The organism is Nocardia transvalensis (genome assembly GCF_015477765.1).
Taxonomy (GTDB): domain Bacteria; phylum Actinomycetota; class Actinomycetes; order Mycobacteriales; family Mycobacteriaceae; genus Nocardia; species Nocardia transvalensis_A.
In genome coordinates this window covers 1-17,585 of sequence record NZ_JADLQQ010000018.1, presented here as the reverse complement: position 1 = coordinate 17,585, position 17,585 = coordinate 1, and the positions used below count along the sequence as shown (strand labels likewise).

The 17,585-nt window shown below is 68.3% G+C and carries 16 protein-coding genes; 4 read left to right on the top strand and 12 right to left on the bottom strand.

From position 1 onward, the window contains the following. Window positions 1–18: 18 nt before the first annotated feature. Window positions 19–1,773 (bottom strand): glycerol-3-phosphate dehydrogenase/oxidase, encoded by a 1,755-nt coding sequence (locus IU452_RS36560; RefSeq protein WP_195113848.1) that lies wholly within the window; start codon window positions 1,771–1,773, stop codon window positions 19–21. Between the two features lie 259 nt (window positions 1,774–2,032). On the opposite strand from IU452_RS36560, the gene glpK reads away from it, so the two are divergent. After that, a complete protein-coding gene (glpK, locus tag IU452_RS36555) occupies window positions 2,033–3,532 on the top strand; it encodes a glycerol kinase GlpK (RefSeq protein ID WP_195113847.1) in 1,500 nt (499 codons plus the stop codon). 8 nt (window positions 3,533–3,540) lie between these two features. On the opposite strand, the gene IU452_RS36550 is transcribed toward glpK, so the two are convergent. Beyond that, entirely contained in the window at window positions 3,541–4,152 is a 612-nt protein-coding gene (locus tag IU452_RS36550) for a DUF7010 family protein (protein WP_195113846.1), read from the bottom strand. A gap of 256 nt (window positions 4,153–4,408) precedes the next feature. Between IU452_RS36550 and IU452_RS36545 the strand changes: the two genes are divergently transcribed. Then, window positions 4,409–4,636: a hypothetical protein gene (locus tag IU452_RS36545; RefSeq protein WP_195113845.1), complete on the top strand. Its 228-nt coding sequence runs from the start codon at window positions 4,409–4,411 to the stop codon at window positions 4,634–4,636. A gap of 61 nt (window positions 4,637–4,697) precedes the next feature. Here the strand turns inward: IU452_RS36545 and IU452_RS36540 are convergent, their stop codons facing one another. The 4 genes from IU452_RS36540 to IU452_RS36525 all read right to left on the bottom strand — a co-directional run bounded on the left by IU452_RS36540 (window position 4,698) and on the right by IU452_RS36525 (window position 9,986). Then, window positions 4,698–5,891, bottom strand: a complete 1,194-nt coding sequence (locus tag IU452_RS36540) for a PLP-dependent aminotransferase family protein (protein WP_195113844.1) — start codon at window positions 5,889–5,891, stop codon at window positions 4,698–4,700. A gap of 109 nt (window positions 5,892–6,000) precedes the next feature. Further along, entirely contained in the window at window positions 6,001–6,960 is a 960-nt protein-coding gene (locus IU452_RS36535; protein ID WP_195113843.1) for a hypothetical protein, read from the bottom strand. A gap of 163 nt (window positions 6,961–7,123) precedes the next feature. Then, entirely contained in the window at window positions 7,124–8,245 is a 1,122-nt protein-coding gene (locus IU452_RS36530) for a hypothetical protein (protein ID WP_195113842.1), read from the bottom strand. 337 nt (window positions 8,246–8,582) lie between these two features. Next, window positions 8,583–9,986 (bottom strand): NAD(P)H-quinone dehydrogenase, encoded by a 1,404-nt coding sequence (locus IU452_RS36525; protein WP_195113841.1) that lies wholly within the window; start codon window positions 9,984–9,986, stop codon window positions 8,583–8,585. A gap of 378 nt (window positions 9,987–10,364) precedes the next feature. On the opposite strand from IU452_RS36525, the gene IU452_RS36520 reads away from it, so the two are divergent. After that, window positions 10,365–10,847 (top strand): gamma-glutamylcyclotransferase, encoded by a 483-nt coding sequence (locus IU452_RS36520; RefSeq protein ID WP_195113840.1) that lies wholly within the window; start codon window positions 10,365–10,367, stop codon window positions 10,845–10,847. Window positions 10,848–10,875: 28 nt separating this feature from the next. On the opposite strand, the gene IU452_RS36515 is transcribed toward IU452_RS36520, so the two are convergent. The 6 genes from IU452_RS36515 to IU452_RS36490 form a co-directional block, all read right to left on the bottom strand. Continuing rightward, window positions 10,876–12,042 carry a M20 family metallopeptidase gene (locus IU452_RS36515; RefSeq protein ID WP_195113932.1) on the bottom strand — a complete coding sequence of 389 codons (1,167 nt, stop codon included), beginning with the start codon at window positions 12,040–12,042 and terminating at the stop codon, window positions 10,876–10,878. Between the two features lie 101 nt (window positions 12,043–12,143). Further along, on the bottom strand, window positions 12,144–13,319 hold the full coding sequence (locus IU452_RS36510) for a M20 family metallopeptidase (RefSeq protein ID WP_228819374.1): 1,176 nt from the start codon (window positions 13,317–13,319) through the stop codon (window positions 12,144–12,146). A gap of 120 nt (window positions 13,320–13,439) precedes the next feature. Further along, window positions 13,440–14,144, bottom strand: a complete 705-nt coding sequence (locus IU452_RS36505; RefSeq protein ID WP_195113838.1) for an enoyl-CoA hydratase-related protein — start codon at window positions 14,142–14,144, stop codon at window positions 13,440–13,442. 20 nt (window positions 14,145–14,164) lie between these two features. Next, window positions 14,165–15,073 carry a ribonuclease Z gene (locus IU452_RS36500; RefSeq protein ID WP_195113837.1) on the bottom strand — a complete coding sequence of 303 codons (909 nt, stop codon included), beginning with the start codon at window positions 15,071–15,073 and terminating at the stop codon, window positions 14,165–14,167. Between the two features lie 33 nt (window positions 15,074–15,106). Further along, window positions 15,107–15,385 (bottom strand): hypothetical protein, encoded by a 279-nt coding sequence (locus tag IU452_RS36495; protein WP_195113836.1) that lies wholly within the window; start codon window positions 15,383–15,385, stop codon window positions 15,107–15,109. Further along, window positions 15,382–16,095: a TetR/AcrR family transcriptional regulator gene (locus tag IU452_RS36490; protein ID WP_324193025.1), complete on the bottom strand. Its 714-nt coding sequence runs from the start codon at window positions 16,093–16,095 to the stop codon at window positions 15,382–15,384. The genes IU452_RS36495 and IU452_RS36490 overlap by 4 nt, the downstream gene beginning before the upstream one ends. A 65-nt stretch (window positions 16,096–16,160) precedes the next feature. On the opposite strand from IU452_RS36490, the gene IU452_RS36485 reads away from it, so the two are divergent. Beyond that, complete coding sequence (locus IU452_RS36485) at window positions 16,161–17,330, top strand: FAD-dependent monooxygenase (protein ID WP_195113835.1); 1,170 nt, start codon at window positions 16,161–16,163, stop codon at window positions 17,328–17,330. Window positions 17,331–17,585 lie beyond the last annotated feature (255 nt).

Sequence of the window (17,585 nt, the reverse complement as noted above, 5' to 3'; positions counted from 1 at the left end):
AGGGGTGCGGCTGGGCGCTCAGCCGTCGGTGGGGACCGGCTCCAGGATTTCCGGGCGGGGTTCGGGGGCCGCCGCGCGGAGGGCGTCGGCGGAGACGTCGTCGGGTTGGGTTTGGGAGCGGACCTCGGCGTCGACTCGGGCATTGTAGGTGGCGATCTCGCGCTGGATCTCCGACTCCTCCCAGCCCAGGACCGGTGCCACCAGGCGTGCCACCTCGTCCGCGCAGTCCACGCCGCGATGGGAGAACTCGATGGAGATGCGGGTGCGCCGGGCCAGGATGTCGTCCAGGTGCAGGGCGCCCTCGGCGGCCGCGGCGTAGACCGCCTCCACTCGCAGATAGCTCGGGGCATCCGTAATCGGTTGCAGCAGATCGGGTTTGCCCGCGGCCATGTCGAGCACATCGGTGGTCATCGACCCGTAGCGATTGAGCAGGTGTTCGATCCGATAGGGGTGCACACCGTATGCCTGCGCCAGATGCGCGGTCTGGTTCAGCAAGGCGAAATACCCGTCGGCACCCACCAGCGGCACCTTCTCGGTGATCGACGGCGCCACCCGCTGGGGAATGTCCTGCGCCGCGGCATCCACCGCGTCGTAAGCCATGACCCGATAGGTGGTGTACTTGCCCCCGGCAATGGCCACCAGCCCCGGTGCGACATGGGCGACCGCGTGCTCGCGCGACAGTTTGGACGTCTCGTCGCTCTCCCCCGCCAGCAGCGGCCGCAGACCCGCATACACACCCTGGATGTCGTCATGGGTGAGCGGGGTGACCAGGACCTGATTCACCTGTTCCAGCAGGTAGTCGATGTCCGCCTTGGTCGCCGCAGGGTGAGCGAGGTCGAGGTTCCAGTCGGTGTCGGTGGTGCCGATGATCCAGTGATTGTTGCTTCGCCACGGAATCACGAACAGCACCGAGGAGGGGGTGCGCAGGATCAGGGCGGTGTCGCTGGCGATGCGATCGCGCGGCACCACGATATGCACCCCCTTGGAGGCACGCACGTGGAAGCGGCCACGCCGTTGACACAGGGCCTGGAGCTCGTCGGTCCACACGCCGGTCGCATTGATCACCACGTGGCCGCGGACCTCCGTGGTGCGGCCGTCCTCGCTGTCGCGCACCTTCACGCCCACCACCCGTTCGGCCTCCCGCAGAAAGCCCACCACCTGCGTGGAGGTACGGATCACCGCGCCGTAGTGGGCGGCGGTGCGGGCCACCGTCATGGTGTGCCGGGCGTCGTCCATCACCGAGTCGTAGTAGGTGATCCCACCGATCAGCGCATCCCGGCGCAATCCCGGCGACAGGCGCAGCGCTCCCGAACGCGTCAGATGATGCTGCCCCGGAACCGATTTCGCCCCGCCCATACCGTCGTAGAGCATCAAACCCGCAGCGGTGTACGGCCTTTCCCATACTCGGTGTTTCAGCGGGTAGAGAAAGCGCAGCGGCTTGACCAGATGCGGAGCCAGCGTGGACAGGGCCAGCTCCCGTTCGTGCAGCGCCTCGCGCACCAGGCCGAACTCCAGCTGTTCCAGATAGCGCAGACCGCCGTGGAACATCTTCGACGTGCGGCTCGAGGTGCCCGAGGCCAGGTCACGGGCCTCGACGAGGGCGACCTCCAGGCCGCGGGTGGCCGCATCCAGGGCGATGCCCGCCCCGACCACGCCGCCACCGATCACGATCACATCGAAATGATCCTTGCCCAGCCGCTCCCAGGCGGCCGCACGCTGGGTGGGGCCCAGCGCGCCGGAGGACTGCACCTGCGGTTCCGAGTTCTTCGTCATAGCTCGACTCCTCCGCGTCACCCTCGCCGTCCCGGGAGATCCCGGTCGGGCGGGTATCGACCCGCTCGTCGGTGAAAGCTCTCGTCCTGGCTGCTCGCGTCCAGGCTAGGGGAAACGCGGCGAGTCGCGGCCCGCGTGGCGCCCGTGTCGCACCGCCCCACCACCTGTTACCCCAGAGTAACCGAGATCAACACTAGTCCACCGCGCCGCCGACGGCGATCTGATGCGCGGCAGCGGGCCGGTTTAGTAACCTGCACGAATGCGACGCTTTGTGGCCGCCATCGACCAGGGCACGACCTCGAGCCGGTGCATCGTCTTCGATCACGCCGGCCGCGTCGTCGGCGTCGCCCAGCGCGAGCACGAGCAGCTGTTCCCGCAGCGCGGCTGGGTCGAGCACGACGCCGAAACCATTTGGCGCAATACCGAATCGGTGATCGGCGAGGTGCTCGAGCAGAACAACCTGAGCGCCGACTACATTGCCGCGGTCGGGATCACCAACCAGCGCGAGACGACGGTGGTGTGGGACCGCTCCACCGGCAAGCCGGTGTACAACGCCATCGTCTGGCAGGACACCCGGACCGCGGAGCTGTGCCGGAAGCTGGCCGGGTCGGAAGGCCCCAACCGCTACGCCGAGCGCACCGGACTGCCCCTGAGCACCTACTTCGCCGGACCCAAGCTGCGCTGGATTCTCGACAACGTGGACGGGGCCCGCGAGCGTGCGGAGGCCGGCGAGCTGTGCTTCGGCACCATCGACAGCTGGATCCTGTGGAACCTGACCGGCGAGCACATCACCGACGTCACCAACGCCTCGCGCACCATGCTGATGGATCTGCGGGAGCTGCAATGGGATTCGCAGATCTTGGCGGAGTTCGGCATTCCGGAGTCGGTGCTGCCGCAGATCCGCAGCTCGTCGGAGGTGTACGCGGAGGTCTCCTCGGGACCGCTGGCAGGGGTACCGGTCGCGGGCATCCTCGGCGACCAGCAGGCCGCCACCTTCGGGCAGGCGTGCCTGAAGCCGGGCGAGGCCAAGAACACCTACGGCACAGGCAATTTCATGCTGCTCAACACCGGCACCACCCCGGTGGTGAGCAAGCACGGCCTGCTCACCACCGTCTGCTACCGCATCGGCGAGCAGGACGCGGTGTACGCGCTCGAGGGCTCGATCGCGGTGACCGGCTCGCTTGTGCAGTGGCTGCGCGACAACCTCGGGATCATCTCCTCCGCCGATGAGATCGAGGAGTTGGCCCGCTCGGTCGACGACAACGGCGGCGCGTACTTCGTTCCCGCCTTCTCGGGCCTCTTCGCCCCGCGCTGGCGCCCCGACGCCCGCGGTGTGATCGCCGGGCTCACCCGCTTCGTCAACAAAGGCCACATCGCACGAGCGGTCTTGGAGGCCACCGCATTCCAGACCCGCGAGGTGGCCGACGCCATGCGCGCCGACGCCGAGTCCGAGAATCTCGGCCTGGAGCTGACCACCCTGAAAGTGGACGGCGGCATGGTCCGCAACGAACTGCTCATGCAATTCCAATCCGACATCCTCGACGTCCCGGTCGTGCGCCCGGTGGTCACCGAGACCACCGCCCTGGGCGCCGCCTACGCCGCGGGTCTCGCCGTCGAATTCTGGTCCGGCACAGACGAAATCCGCTCCAACTGGGCCGAGGACAAAACCTGGCAGCCCACCATGTCCGCCGAGGACCGCGACCTGCTGTACACCGAATGGAACAAGGCCGTCGAACGCACCTACGACTGGATGGACTGACGGCACCCTCACCGCGACGAAATCGAACGCAGAAACGACGTCACCACGCCAACGGTCAGCGTGCCGAACAAGACCGTGAGAACAACGGCGACCATGAGATGCACATTTCCGCCGTCACCGATCGCGGCGCCGACCCCGGCCGCAGCCATCAGAATCAGCCCTATGACGTAGTACGCGGTTCGCCGGTAGGACCAGCCCATGAGCAGGAAATGAACACCCACAACCAGCGCGGACCACGCCACCATCCACTCACCGGGGTAGTGGTTGTCGAGAACATAAGAGTTTCCGGCCCCCATGGCGGCAGCTTCGAACACGATGATCCAGGTGAAATTGACGCGGCTCGGTATTGACGGCTCGCCCGGATGCCGGGAGAACCACGCCAACACTGTCACGACGACCACCACTGCGGTGGCGATACATATGCCTACGAAGATCGCGCGATACCCGTGATCGAATAGCGTCGATACCGCAGTGTTCAACATGAACAACAGCAAGGCGGACACCACCGTGAAAGATATGGCCTGTGTCCGATCCTTCTCAGCCTTCACTATGGCGCCGCTCCCGCCTCGGTCGAGTGACAATAATATTCGATCGGCTGCCTCGAGTGCTCCCAGATCCATTGCACGCGAAGCGCATTAGACGCAGCAGATGCCTACGCGGTTCCCCTTTGTCGTTAGGTTCACAGTAGCCGCCAAGGGGCTGTTCGCGCTGATAGCCTACGGTAGCTGCAGTGCTGCGGTGCCGGGTCGGTGCCATGCCGATTCGGTCCGATGGGGGGAGAGATGTCGATGGCGTGTTTGCCATTCATCAAGCTTGGTGCCCTTCGTGACTCGCGCTGAACTGTGGCGTCCGCAAACCGAAAGAAAGGGTATCCGCATGCGTAAGAGCCTTCGCGTCGCCGTTGTCACAGCGGGCGCGCTCCTGACCCTCGGAGTTGGCATCGGCACGGCCAGTGCCACCTGGCCGGCGAATCCCACCCTCCCGGATGGCTCACCGAACCCCGCCGCCCCTGCAGGCACCTACTACCCGGACGGCACCTTCATTCCGTGTGGCCAGCCCGGCGGCGGCTCTTGCACCCAGCCCGGCGTCATCAGCCCGGGGTAGCTCTCTCGACCATGGGCCGAGCAGCGACCGCACCTCTGGCTCTCAGAGGTGCGGTCGAAAATCAGTGCGGCAGTGGGTTGTCCGCCAGGGCTCGTGCCAACCGGTCGACGGCCTCCCGGAGCGTCACGGCATCGGAGGTGGTGAAGCACAGGCGCATCGACTGTCGACAGTCCTCGCCGACGGCGAAGGCCGAGCCGGGCACGTAGGCGACGCCGTGATCGACGGCCCGCGGCAACAACTCGACGGTGTCGGTGCCATCGGTGAAATCGACCCACACGAACATTCCGCCCGCGGCATCGGTACTCACCACCCGGTCGCCGAGGTCGGCACGGAGCGCGCCGACCAGGGCCTCGGCCCGTTCACCGTAGATGCGGCGCACCTTGTCGACATGCTCGGTCAGCCACTGATCGTCGGCGAGTAGATCGGCGGTGATCTGTTGGGTCAGCGCCGAACCGCACAGGTCCGCGCCCTGTTTCAGCAGTTCCACGCCGCGGCACACCGTATTCGGGGCGACCATCCATCCCGTCCGCAGGGTCGGAGCCAGGATCTTCGAGGCGCTGGAGAGCCGAATCACGTTGGGCGAGTAGGACGCAACGGGTTCGGGTGAGGGCTTGTCGAACCACAGTTCGCCATAGGGATCGTCCTCGATCACCCAGAAGCCGTGTTGCTCGGCCAATTCGGCGAGCGCACGGCGGCGACTGGGGGCCATCGTCACTCCGCGGGGATTGTGAAAGTTGCTCACCGTGTGGACGACCGCTGGTCGCTCGCCGCGGGCGAGCAGGTCGGCCAGTTCGTCGACCCGCATGCCCTCGGCATCCAGCGGCACGGCGACGATTCGCGCGCCTGCGGCCCGAAATACTTGCAGCGCACCGACATACGCCGGATCCTCGACTATCACGAGCGCGCCGGGATCGAGCAGGACCTCGGCCAGCAGCGACAGCGCCTGCTGTGAGCCGTGGGTGACGAACACCTCCTCGATCGGCACCGCTCGCCCCAGCCGCGCCGATTCCCGCGTTGCCAGCACCTCGCGCAGCGGCCCCCAACCGGCGGATTCGGTGTATTGCAACCGCGTGCGGTCGGTCAGCGCCGACTCGGCCGCCAGCGCAATCCGGTCGCGCGGCATGAGCTGTTCGTCCGGCAGGCCACCGGCCAGGCCGATGATGTCGGGGCGGGCGGTCAGGTTGAGCAGGTCACGAATCGCCGAGCTCTGCAGCCCGTCGAGGCGGTGGGCCAGTGGTGGAGTGATCGGCGACATGGATACCTCCGAAAGGAATACCGGATGCGCCAACTGTCGCACACAGAACTCAGAATCTGAAACTAATTTCCCAAATTCTGAGAAACGTGCCCCGAGCGGCGGCAGCCCGTCACTCGTAGATCACCCAGATCAGTGACTTTCCGTCCCGGTTCACCACCCGGACGTCCTGCCGATGCTCGATCGGCTTACCGTCGGGCCGATGCTCGGCGAAGCTGACGATGTAGCGGTCCGGTGACATCTCCTCGATCTTGAGGCAGTACGTGGTCCCGACCGGGATCTGGGCGTCGATGGCGTGCTGGATGACCTCGGCGGGAGAGAAGTTCGCATCCGGTGCCACGAACTCGCGCGCCTTGGCTCCGCTGCGCTCGTGAAAGAACGCGTATTGGAAGCCGAGAATGGCCTTGACGCCGCTGCTGGTGTCCCCCGGGCCGTTGCCGTATGTGACATTGCCCTCTGTGCGCGCCGGACAGCTCACCGCGGCAGCCGAGGGCGTCGTGGACCCTGCCGGGACGTTGGCGGTGTCGGACCCCTTGTCCCGAGTGGCGAAGACAATCACCAGGACCACCGCGATCAGCACGACCAAGGCGGCCACACCACCGGCAATCAACCCCACATTGCGCTTGGGCTGTTCCGGTTCCACCGGTTCGGTCGGCGCGGGCCGGGATACGACCAGCTTCTTCGCCAACTCATCGTCGTCCCACAGCGAGCCGGACGAGGACCGGGGCGGAACCGAGGCGGAGGGCGGCGGAGTGGGCGGGTAGCCGTCGGAGGTCGACTGCCACCACGATTCGTCCTTTGCCGAGGGTGTGGAAGGACGCCCGGACTCCGGTGCGCGCGGAGTAGTCGGCCCGGGCATCCGCGGCGGCTCCTGCGGCGTACGGGAATCCGGCGCGCGGTACTGCGGCGGTATGGGCGGCGTCGGCGGGGCGTCGGCAGGCTGCCATCCCAGGGTCGGACGTTCCGGCGCATCGGCGGGTGCCCAGCCGATCGGACCCGAGGTACCGGCGGGCGGTGCCAAATCCTTCAGCGGCGGACCGAATTCCGTGACCGGCGGTCCGAATTCGGACATGGGTGGACCGAACGCAGAATCACCCTGATCCCGTGACTCCGGATCCGGCCGCCCGGAGTCGTCGCCACGCTTTGCGTCGTCTGCGGAGCCCATCACCCGTCCCTTCCCCATGACACACGCGTGGGGCGGTCACCGACCGCCCCACACAACCATTCGCCCTGTGTCAGTACCGGACGTCGCCACCCCACTGGGTGGTAACGCCCGCGACGTCGACCGTCTGCGGGGCGATCTCGCCCTCCGGAAGCCTACCAATTCGGGCAGCGGCATCCAGTGCGGCGGCACCACCCGGCTGCTGCCGGATCCAGCCCTCCACGGCGGCCTTCGCCGCATTGGCCTGGGTGGTGTCGATATAGGTCTCCGACTTCAGATCGTCGAAGCCCGTGGCATGCGTGTAGGAGGTGAGCTTGATCTTGTTGGCCTCCACGAACTCCACCGACATACCGGCGTCGCCCGAGCCGGTGGGGGTGCGGTAGCCGATGGTGCCGACGTAACCGTCGAGGTTGCTGAAGTGGCGGGTGTTGGCCACATAGCCGGGCAGCACCGGACCGCCGTCGATATTGGCGCCGACCTCGGTGCGCGGGCCGTCCATGGCCACGACCGGCGCGGCGGGTGCGGCCTGCAGGCTCGGCGAATTCCACCGAGGCTGTTCCTGCTGCTGGCTGCCCTGGTTTCCGGTCAGGGAGTCGGTGTTGCCCTGGCCCTGCGGCTGCTGGCGCGGCTGCGGCCGGTTCGGAGTCACCACACCCTGATCCTGTGACTGGGGCGGCTGGCCCGGACGCAGCTGCTCGGGCTGGGCGCCGTTCTGATCCGGCTGCACCGCCTGCTCGGGTGCGGCGCCCGGATTGCTCTGGCCCGGCACCGGCAGCGGCGCCACGCGCGGGGTGGTCACGCCCGGCTGGCCCGGACCGGCCATCTGCGGCGAATCCGGTTGCGGCGTAGTCACACCCGGCTGCGGCGTGGTGGTACCGGGCTGCGGTGTCGTGACACCCGGCTGCGGTGAGGTCGTGCCCGGCTGGGGTGTGGTGCCCGGCTGCTGCTGTTGCTGCTGCGGGCTCCCCGGCGCCTGGTTCTCCCCCGGGGTGCAGGGCACCGACGGGTCGGGGCAGTTGGGGTCCGGCTGCTGCTGCGGGGCGTTCTGATCCTGCGGTGCGGCGGCGTTGTCCTGGGACGGCGAGGCCGGCGTGGTCGGCACCGGAGCCTCGTTGTTGGGCGCGGCGTTCGCCGGCGCCGACAGGATGGTCGCGACCGCCGCCGCGGTGGCCAGAGGCAACGACGTGGTGGCCATCGCTCGCTGCACCCGACTCGGCTTACGATGTTTCACTGCTCGTCAATCCCTTTCCCGAGCCTGACCGTCGACTCACTGCTGAGGCGGTCGCTCTCCAGTTGTCCCTCATCAGATGCCCGGTCCGCACCCTGTCGCGGCCCGGGGGCCGTTGGCGGATTTCCGGTTCGGGAAAGACGATCCCCCCGCACACGTGACACCTATCAACCGACCATCACACGCATCTCTGCGGGAAGTGAACCACACGAACAACATTCAGGCAACACGGACTCGAGACCCGTTCGCCCCTTGCGCACTCGACTGTCAAGCCCCCGATGCGCCGGGCACCTGGTCCTATCCGTCAGCCCAGGTCGTCGTGGCGCATGAGCTGGCGGGCCGCCTCGGTGATCGAACCGGACAGCGACGGGTAGACCGAGAAGGTCTGGGCGAGATCGTTGACCGTCAGATTGTTCTGCACCGCCATCGCGATGGGCAGGATCAGCTCGGAGGCGATCGGCGCCACCACCACGCCGCCGATGACCACGCCCGTGGCGGGGCGGCAGAAGATCTTCACGAAGCCGCGGCGCAGCCCCGACATCTTCGCCCGCGGGTTGGTGTTCAGCGGCAGCATGACCGTGCGCGCGGGCACCTCACCGTTGTCGATGGCGTTCTGGCTGACGCCGACCGTGGCGATCTCCGGGCGGGTGAACACGGCCGAGGCGACCGTCTTGAGCCGGATCGGCTGCACACCCTCGCCGAGCGCGTGATACATCGCGATCCGGCCCTGCATGGCCGCCACCGAGGCCAGCGGCAGCACGCCGGTACAGTCGCCGGCCGCGTAGATGCCGGGCACCGGAGTGCGCGAGACGCGGTCCACGCGAAGATAACCCCCCTTGTCGAGCTGGATGCCGATCCGTTCCAGTCCGAGGTTCTGCGTGTTGGGCGTGGAGCCGACCGTCATCAGCACATGCGAGCCGGTGACCGCGCGACCGTCGGAGAGTTTGACGACGATGCCGTCGGCCGTGCGCTCCACCGCATCGGCGCGGGCCTGCTTGAACAGTTCCACACCGCGTTCGGTCAGGGCGTCCTCGAGCACCAGCGCGGCGTCGGCGTCCTCGCCCGGCATGATGCGGTCGCGGCTGGACACCACCTTCACCTTGACGCCCATTTCGGTATAGGCCGAGACGAATTCCGCACCGGTCACACCGGAACCGACGACCACCAGGGTTTCCGGCAGCTCCTTCAGGTCGTAGAGCTGGCGCCAGTCCAGGATGCGCTCACCGTCGGGTTCCGCACCGGGCAGCACGCGCGGGCTCGCGCCGGTGGCGATCAGCACCACATCGGCCTCGAGGACCCGTTCGCTGCCGTCGGCCAGCGTCGCGCGCACCAGGTGCGTCGCCAGTCCGGCGATCTGGTCGATCAGCTCGCCGCGGCCGTTGAGCACGGTGACTCCCGCGGCCTGCAGTTTGGAGCGGATATCGGAGGACTGTGCCTGTGCCAGCGTCTTCACGCGGGCGTTGACCTCCGACAGCCGGATCTTCGCCTGCGCCGGATGCAGGGTGACACCCAGATCGCGGGCGCGCCGCAGATCGGTGCGCACGCCGGTGGAGGCGATGAAGGTCTTGGACGGAACACAGTCCCACAGCACGCATGCGCCACCGATGCCGTCGCGATCGATCACCGTGACCGACGCGCCGTGCTGGGCCGCCACCAACGCCGCTTCGTAGCCGGCGGGGCCGCCCCCGATGATTGCAATGCGGGTCATGTGTACCTCCGCTGTAGAGCTGTGCAACCGGGATCTCCGATACCCCTTTACGTTATCGGGCCAGCTCTCGGCACGTTTGACCGCATCGCCGGTGAGCCGGAGCCGCGCGACCGACGATGAAACGACCAAGCGTCCCAGCCTCAGTTGAAACACAGACCACCCGCACTCACGCAGCCCCGCACGGTTTGCGGCGCGGCTCGGCTTTCGAGGGTCGCTGCGTACGCGACGAAGGAGCAAGCAGCGGCCCTCGAAAGCCGAGCCATCAGGGCGCCGCAAACCCGCGGCGGCGGAGCCGCCGCCATGAACACAGCAAACCCGCGACGCCGGAGGCGGCGCCATCAGGCGCGGCTGGGGGTTCTTATTCGATACTCTTGCTGAGTGCCGATATACGCCGCCTATGGGTCCAATATGGATCCCGAGCAGATGCTCAAGCGCTGTCCGCACTCACCCGTGTACGGAACCGGCTGGCTGGAGGGTTGGCGCCTGACCTTCGCCGGAGACGACATCGGGTGGGAGGGGCCGCTGGCCACGGTGGTCGAGGAGCCCGGCTCGCGAGTGTTCGTCGTGCTCTACGACGTGTCCCCCGACGACGAGGTCAATCTCGACCGGTGGGAGGGCTCGGATTTCGGCATCCACAAAAAGATCCGGCTGCGGGTCACCCCGACTCCCGGCACCGGCACCGAGCCGGTGCTGGCATGGTTGTACGTGCTCGACGCCTACGAGGGCGGGCTACCCTCGGCGCGCTATCTGGGGGTGATCGCCGATGCGGCGGAGAGGGCGGGCGCACCGGCCGACTATGTCCACGCCCTGCGGACCCGCAACAGTCGCAATGTGGGTCCGGGAACCTTTGGGTTGATGTAGCGGCCCGCCGGGAAGGCGGGCCGACCTATCAGTGGGCCTGCAGGACCAGGTTCGTCATGACGCGGACGCCGACCTGTAGGGCTCGTTCATCGATGTCGAAGGTGGGTTGGTGCAGGTCCAGTTGCGGGCCCACGCCCGACCAGACGCCCAGCCGGGCCATCGCGCCCGGGACCTCCTCCAGATACCAGGAGAAGTCCTCGCCTCCGCCGGACTGCGGGGTGTCGGCGAGGGCGTCGGGCCCGAGCTCGCGGATGGCGTTCTCGAACATCCGGGTGGCCTGTTCGTCGTTGACCACCGGCGGCACGCCGCGCTTGTAGTTCAGCTGATACCGCACGCCGGTCGGCGCGAGCAGGCCCTCGACGATCTCGCGGACCATCGGCTCCAGCAGCGACCAGGTGGCGTGATCGCCGGTGCGCACGGTGCCGGTGAGCATGCCGGTCTGCGGAATGGCATTGGGCGCCTTGCCCGCCGACACCGCACCCCACACCATCACGGTGCTGGTCCGCGGGTCGATACGGCGGCTGAGCATACCGGGCAGGCCGGTGATCACGGTGCCGATGGCATAGACCAGATCGCTGGTCAGGTGCGGGCGCGAGGTGTGGCCGCCGGGCGAATCCAGCACCAGTTCTACGGTGTCGGCCGCGGAGGTGATGGGCCCGACCCGCACGCCGACCCGGCCGACCTCGAGCCGCGGATCGCAGTGCAGCGCGAACATCCGCGACACATCCTCCATCGCACCCGCGGCCACCATATCGATCGCGCCGCCGGGCATGACCTCCTCGGCGTGCTGGAACACCAGCCGCACGCCGACCGGTAGTTCGGGCACCTCGGCCAGCGCCATCGCGGTGCCGAGCAGGATGGCGGTGTGGGCATCGTGCCCACAGGCGTGCGACACGCCCGGCACGGTGGAGGCGAACGGCAGGCCGGTGTACTCCTGCAGCGGCAGCGCGTCCATATCGGCGCGCAGGCCGATGCGCGGGCCCTCGGGGCCGATGTCACAGATGATGCCGGTGCCGGTCGGGAGCTTCTGCGGTTCGAGCCCGGCCTTGACCAGCCAGGTCTCGATGAATTCGGTCGTGGCGAATTCGGTGCGCGACAGTTCCGGGTTGGCGTGGATGTGCCGCCGCCACCCGATCAGATCCTCCGTGTGCTCGCTCAGCCACCCGTCGACGGCCTGGCGACCGGCCGATACGATGGCCGACGCCTCGGTCGTCGAAGATCTGGAGCCTCCGGAGTTCTCCGAAGCCGCCGCCTCCTCCGGGTCCGCCACACCCGCCGCGGACCCCCCGCTTGTGCTCACCGAATTTCCTCCTGTCGCTGAATGCTGCGCTCCAACAACCTGTCCCTATGAAATTGATCGCCCGCAATCTGTATCGCGGTACGCGCCAGAGCTGTAGCCCCATCTGTCACCGCCAGATCCGCTGAGGGCGTCACGCACGCCGCCGCGAATTCCGGCTGATGCGTCACCGCACCACCGGCCTCAATGCCGATAACCGGGTGGATGCCCGGAATGACGTTCGTGACGTTGCCCATATCGGTGCTACCCAACGGTCGCGACGCCTCGAGCTCCGGCGCGAGCGGCACCCGGCCCATCCCGACGATCTGCTCGCGATAGGCACACAGTAGTGCGGGATCGGGCGTGAGCTCGGTATATGTGGGCGCGAGCGTCCGGATTTCGTGGGTACACCCGGTCGCCAGTGCCCCGGCCTCGAAGCAGGCCGATGCGCGTCGCATCAGATCATCGAGGGATGCGGAGTCGCCTGCTCGTAGGTAATACAGCAGTTCCGCATGTCCGGGCACGATGTTGGGGGCCACGCCACCCGACTTGACTATACCGTGGAGTTGCTGCCCGGGTCGCAGATGTTGCCGCAGCAATCCGAGAGCAACCTGTGTGACGGTCACCGCGTCCCCGGCGTTTCGGCCCTGTTCGGGCGCCGCACTGGCATGCGCCTCGTGCCCGCGGTACACGATCGACAGGTCTGCCAGCGCCAGCGAGCGCGCGCCGATGATGTCGATCGGCCCGGGATGAACCATCATGGCCATCGCCACGCCGTCGAATGCGCCGCGCTCGAGCATCAGCACCTTGCCACCGCCGCTCTCCTCGGCCGGTGTGCCGAAAACCTTGACCGTGATTCCGCACACGTCGGCCACTCGGGCCAAGCCCAGCGCGGCCCCCACCGCCGATGCGGCGATGATGTTGTGCCCGCAGGCATGTCCAATCTCGGGCAACGCGTCGTACTCCGCGCAGATTCCCACCACCAGCTCACCGCTGCCGTATGTGGCGGTGAAGGCGGTGTCGAGATCGGCGACGGGCGTCTCGATATCGAATCCGCGCGCCGCGAGCGGGGCGAGAGTTTTTGCGACGCTGCGCTTCTCCGCGAAGGCCAGTTCGGGCTCGGCGTGGATCGCATGCGACAGCGCGATCAGCTCGTCCGCCGCGGCACCGATGGCGGTGTCGGCGGCCGCGGTCAGGGCGGAGTCCGCGGGCGTGACGAGATCCGCCCGCGCACCCGACTGCTCCCTGATCCGGTCCTCGCCGCTGCGTGGCATGGCACACAGTGTTGCACTGTGGCCGCCGCGGCGCCTATCGGGTTATCGCGGCGCGAACTTCAGGTTCTCCGGTGTGGTCTCGACCGCGAGCCCCGCCAGCGCCCGGCCGTGCAGGGCCTGCTTGATGACCGGAAGGTTCGGTTTGCGGTTTCCGGCCAGCGCCGCGGCCCGGTCGACCGCGACCGCGAGCACCTTGTCGGCGTCGGCCTTCTCGTCCACGATTCCGGCGGCGATCGCATCGTCGGCGCCGTAGCGGCGGCCGGTGGTCATGGCCTCCACCGCGACCTGATTGGTCAGCCGCTCGGTGACCAGCGCGTTCATCGCCACGGTGAACGGCATCCCCAGATGCACCTCCGGCAGGCACCAGAACCCGCGGTCGGCGCGCATCACCCGGAAGTCGTGGGAGGTGGCCAGCATCGCCCCCGCCCCGAAGGCATGGCCGTTGAGCGCGGCGACCGTGGCCATCGGGAAGGTCAGCAGGCGGCTGTACAGCGAATGGACCCGGTCCAGGTACCAGCAGTTGCGGTCGAAGTTGCCGAACAGCCAGTCGGTGTCCAGGCCGTTGCTGTAGAACTTGCCGGTCGAGACGGTGACCAGCGCCGCGGGCCCCTCGGAGCCCTCGACCTCGTCCAGCAACCCGTGGAATGCGTCGATCCAGTCGGGGTGGAAGCGGTTCTCGCTATCGGTCTGCCCCTCGTTGCCGAGGTAGACCACGAACACGTCCCCGTCACGTTCCAAATACGGCATGGCCTGAGGATATGCCTAAGTTACCGGCGAGTTGGAAGCGGTACCCGCATCAGATCCTCGGCCACGATCAGCTCGCCGTCGAAGTACTTGCTCGCCTCCGCGCGATGGCCCTCGAGTTCGCTGTAGCGTTGCGAGAAATGAGTGAGCACCAGGGTGCGCACTCCGGCGGCCGCGGCCACCCGGGCGGCCTCGGCGGCGGTCAGATGACCGAATTCGTGCGCGAGGGCGGCATCGGCGTCCAGAAAAGTCGCCTCGATGACGAGCATGTCGGCGTCCTGCGCCAATTCCTCGACGCCGGAACACATTCGGGTGTCCATCACGAAGGCGAAGCGCTGGCCGCGCCGCGGGGTCGAGACCTCGTCGACGGTGACGACGCGTCCGTCCGCCAGGCGCAGCGTGCCCTCGCGTTGCAGCCGGCCGATGTCGGGCCCCACGATGCCGAGCGCGGCGAGCCGGTCGGGCAGCATCCGGCGGCCGTCCGGTTCGACGAGCCGATAGCCGAAGGTGTCGATGCGGTGGGACAACCGCACGGCCTCGAGGGTGAACGCCGCATCCCCGAGCGTGATCGGCCCCTCGGCGGCGATCGGACGCTCGCGCAGTCCGGGGAACCACGGAACCACATCGCGCAGCCGTTCGTAGAAGACCTGACCGGATCCCGGATAGCACACGTCGACCGGATGCGGCACCTGATCCAGATTGAGCCGGGCCAGCACGCCGGGCAGACCGAGGCAGTGGTCGCCGTGGAAGTGGGTGAGGCAGATGCGCGTGAGGCCGGTCGCGGACACCCCCGCGAACTGCATCTGCCGCTGGGTGCCCTCACCCGGATCGAACAGCAGTCCCTCGCTGTCCCAGCGCAGCAGGTACCCGTTGTGGTTGCGCTGACGGGTGGGCACCTGGCTGGCCGTCCCCAGCACGACGAGTTCACGCACGGCCCCATCCTGCCCCGGATATCGTGCCGGGGCTCAGTGGCGGCGTTCGCGTCGGCCCTCGAGGAGCAGCGCGGCGGCGAGCAGGACGAGCATGACCACGGCGATGAACAGCTGCGCGTCCAATCCGAATTTGGCATGCGGCGGCCAGGCCGGATTGTGCAGGTGCAGCTCGGCGACATCCGGGATGGCGAGGTCGGCGAGCAGCGGGCCGAGCAGGGAGAAGCCGAGCACGATGGCGACCAGGATGCGAGGCGAATTCCAGTGGGCGAGCCGGGTACTCACGGCGCGGGCTCGATTCTTGTGGGTACTCATTGCCCGGCCTCGTAGTCCAGGCCCAGCGCCCCACAGATCTCGCGCAAGGCGTCCTCGTATATCGGGGTGAGATCGGTGAAGGCGAACTTCACCTGCCCGAACACCTCCATGCACAGCAGGCCGTAGAGACGGATCCAGCAGACGAGGAAGACGTGGGCGGCCTCGGGTGGCAGCTGGCCGTCGATGCTGCGGGAGTAGGCGGTCAGCTGCTCGCGCAGGCCCGGATCCAGCTCCGACAGTTCGGGTACCGGAAACGGGTTCGTTGTCCACCGAGCGGCGACCTCGTCGCGGAAGACCGCCTCGAAGCCGAGAGCGGCCTCGTGGCTGAGCGATTCGGGCGCGAGCGTGGTGCTGGGGGTGGCGAACATCCAGCCGAATTCCGCCGGATGCTCGGTCGCCCAGCCGCGCAGGGCCCGGCACATGGCGAGTAGTCGCCGCGAGGCGGTGGCCTCGGCGAATTCGTCGCGGACCGCGCGGATCTCGGTGGACAGCTCCTCGTAGAAACCGGCGGTGACGGCCTGCACGAGCAGGTCGTGGCTCGGGTAGTAGCGATAGAGCGCCGGTCCGCTCATGCCCATCTCACGGGCCACCGCGTTGACGGTGACCGCCTCGGATCCGCCCTTGATCAGCAATCGCCGGGCGGTCGCCCGGATCTCCGCCATCGTCGCCTGCCGGACCCGGTCGCGGCGGACGGTTCTCTCGTTCGTCACGATAGACACTCTAACTCGAGTTAGAGTCTCTAACTAAAGTTTCATGCAATAACGGGAGGATCGACATGTCCGGTAAGGCGATCGTCATCGGTGCGGGCATCGGCGGGCTGGCGACGGCACGCGCATTGCGGTGCAACGGATGGCAGGTGGAGGTGCACGAAAGGGCCGTCGACTTCGGCCCTTCCGGCTCGGGGCTGAGCATCGCGCCCAACGCCATGCGAGCGCTGCGGCGGCTGGGGCTCGATATCGCCGCGGTCGACCGGTGGCGGCGGCTCGATGGCCTGGAGGCCCGTCTGCACGGCGGACGCCGGGTGATGCACATCGACTCCGACGAGCTGGCGACGAGATTCGGTTTCGGGCTGTATTCGCTGTCCCGCGCCGACCTGCACGGTCTGCTGCTGGAATCGCTCGGTGAGGTGCCGGTGCACACGGATCGGCGGGCCATCGGCGTGGCGGCCGACGGCGATATCGCCACGGTCACCGTCGCCGGGCCGGGTGGGCCGTTCGTGCACTCGGCCGACTTGGTCGTGGTCGCCGACGGTGTGCACAGTCGCCTGCGCGCCGCACTGTTTCCCGACCATCCCGGTCCGTGGTATGCGGGATACGTCGCCTGGCGAGGCATCGTCCCCGCGCGCGCCGCCGAGCGGCTCGAGGTCGCCTCGATGCTCAGCGAGACCTGGGGCGACGGCCTGCGCATCGGCATCATGCCACTCGGCGACGGCCGCATCTACTGGTACGCCTTCGACACCGCCGACACCGCGCCCGAACCGAATCCGCGCACCCTCACCGCGCGCCTCGCGGGATGGCCGGAGCCGATCGCCGCGGTCGTCTCCGCCACCCCACCCCAGGCGGTGCTGGTGCACGAGGTCCACTACCTCGCCACGCCCCTACCGTCCTTCGTCCGCGGCCCCATCGCCCTCGTCGGCGACGCCGCCCACGCCGTCACCCCCGACGTCGGCCAGGGCGCCTGCCTGGCCCTCGAAGACGCAGTGGTCCTCGCCGACGCGGTCACCGCCCAGGGCGTCCTTCCCGGCCTCCACACCTACGACATCGCCCGCCGCCCCCGCACCCAACGCATCGCCCACCTGTCGGGCCGCATGGGCCGAGCCCTCCAGGGCAACACCCCCACCGCCGCCCGCGTCCGCAACCTCGCCGCCCGCCTGACCCCACCCACGGTGAACACCCGCCTGACCAACTCCCTCTACGACTGGACCCCACCCACACAGGTCGCCTAGACCCCTGCCCCGTCGCTGCGCGCCGGGGCAGGGAATGAGAGGACCCGCCCCGGGCGGTCTGAGCCGGGAGGACCCGCCCCGCGGTCCGAGCCGGGAGGACCCGCCCCACGGTCCGAGCCGGGAGGACCCGCCCCACGGTCCGAGCCGAGAGGACCCGCCCCACGGTCCGAGCCGAGAGGACCCGCCCCACGGTCCGAGCCGAGAGGACCCGCCCCACGGTCCGAGCCGAGAGGACCCGCCCCACGGTCCGAGCCG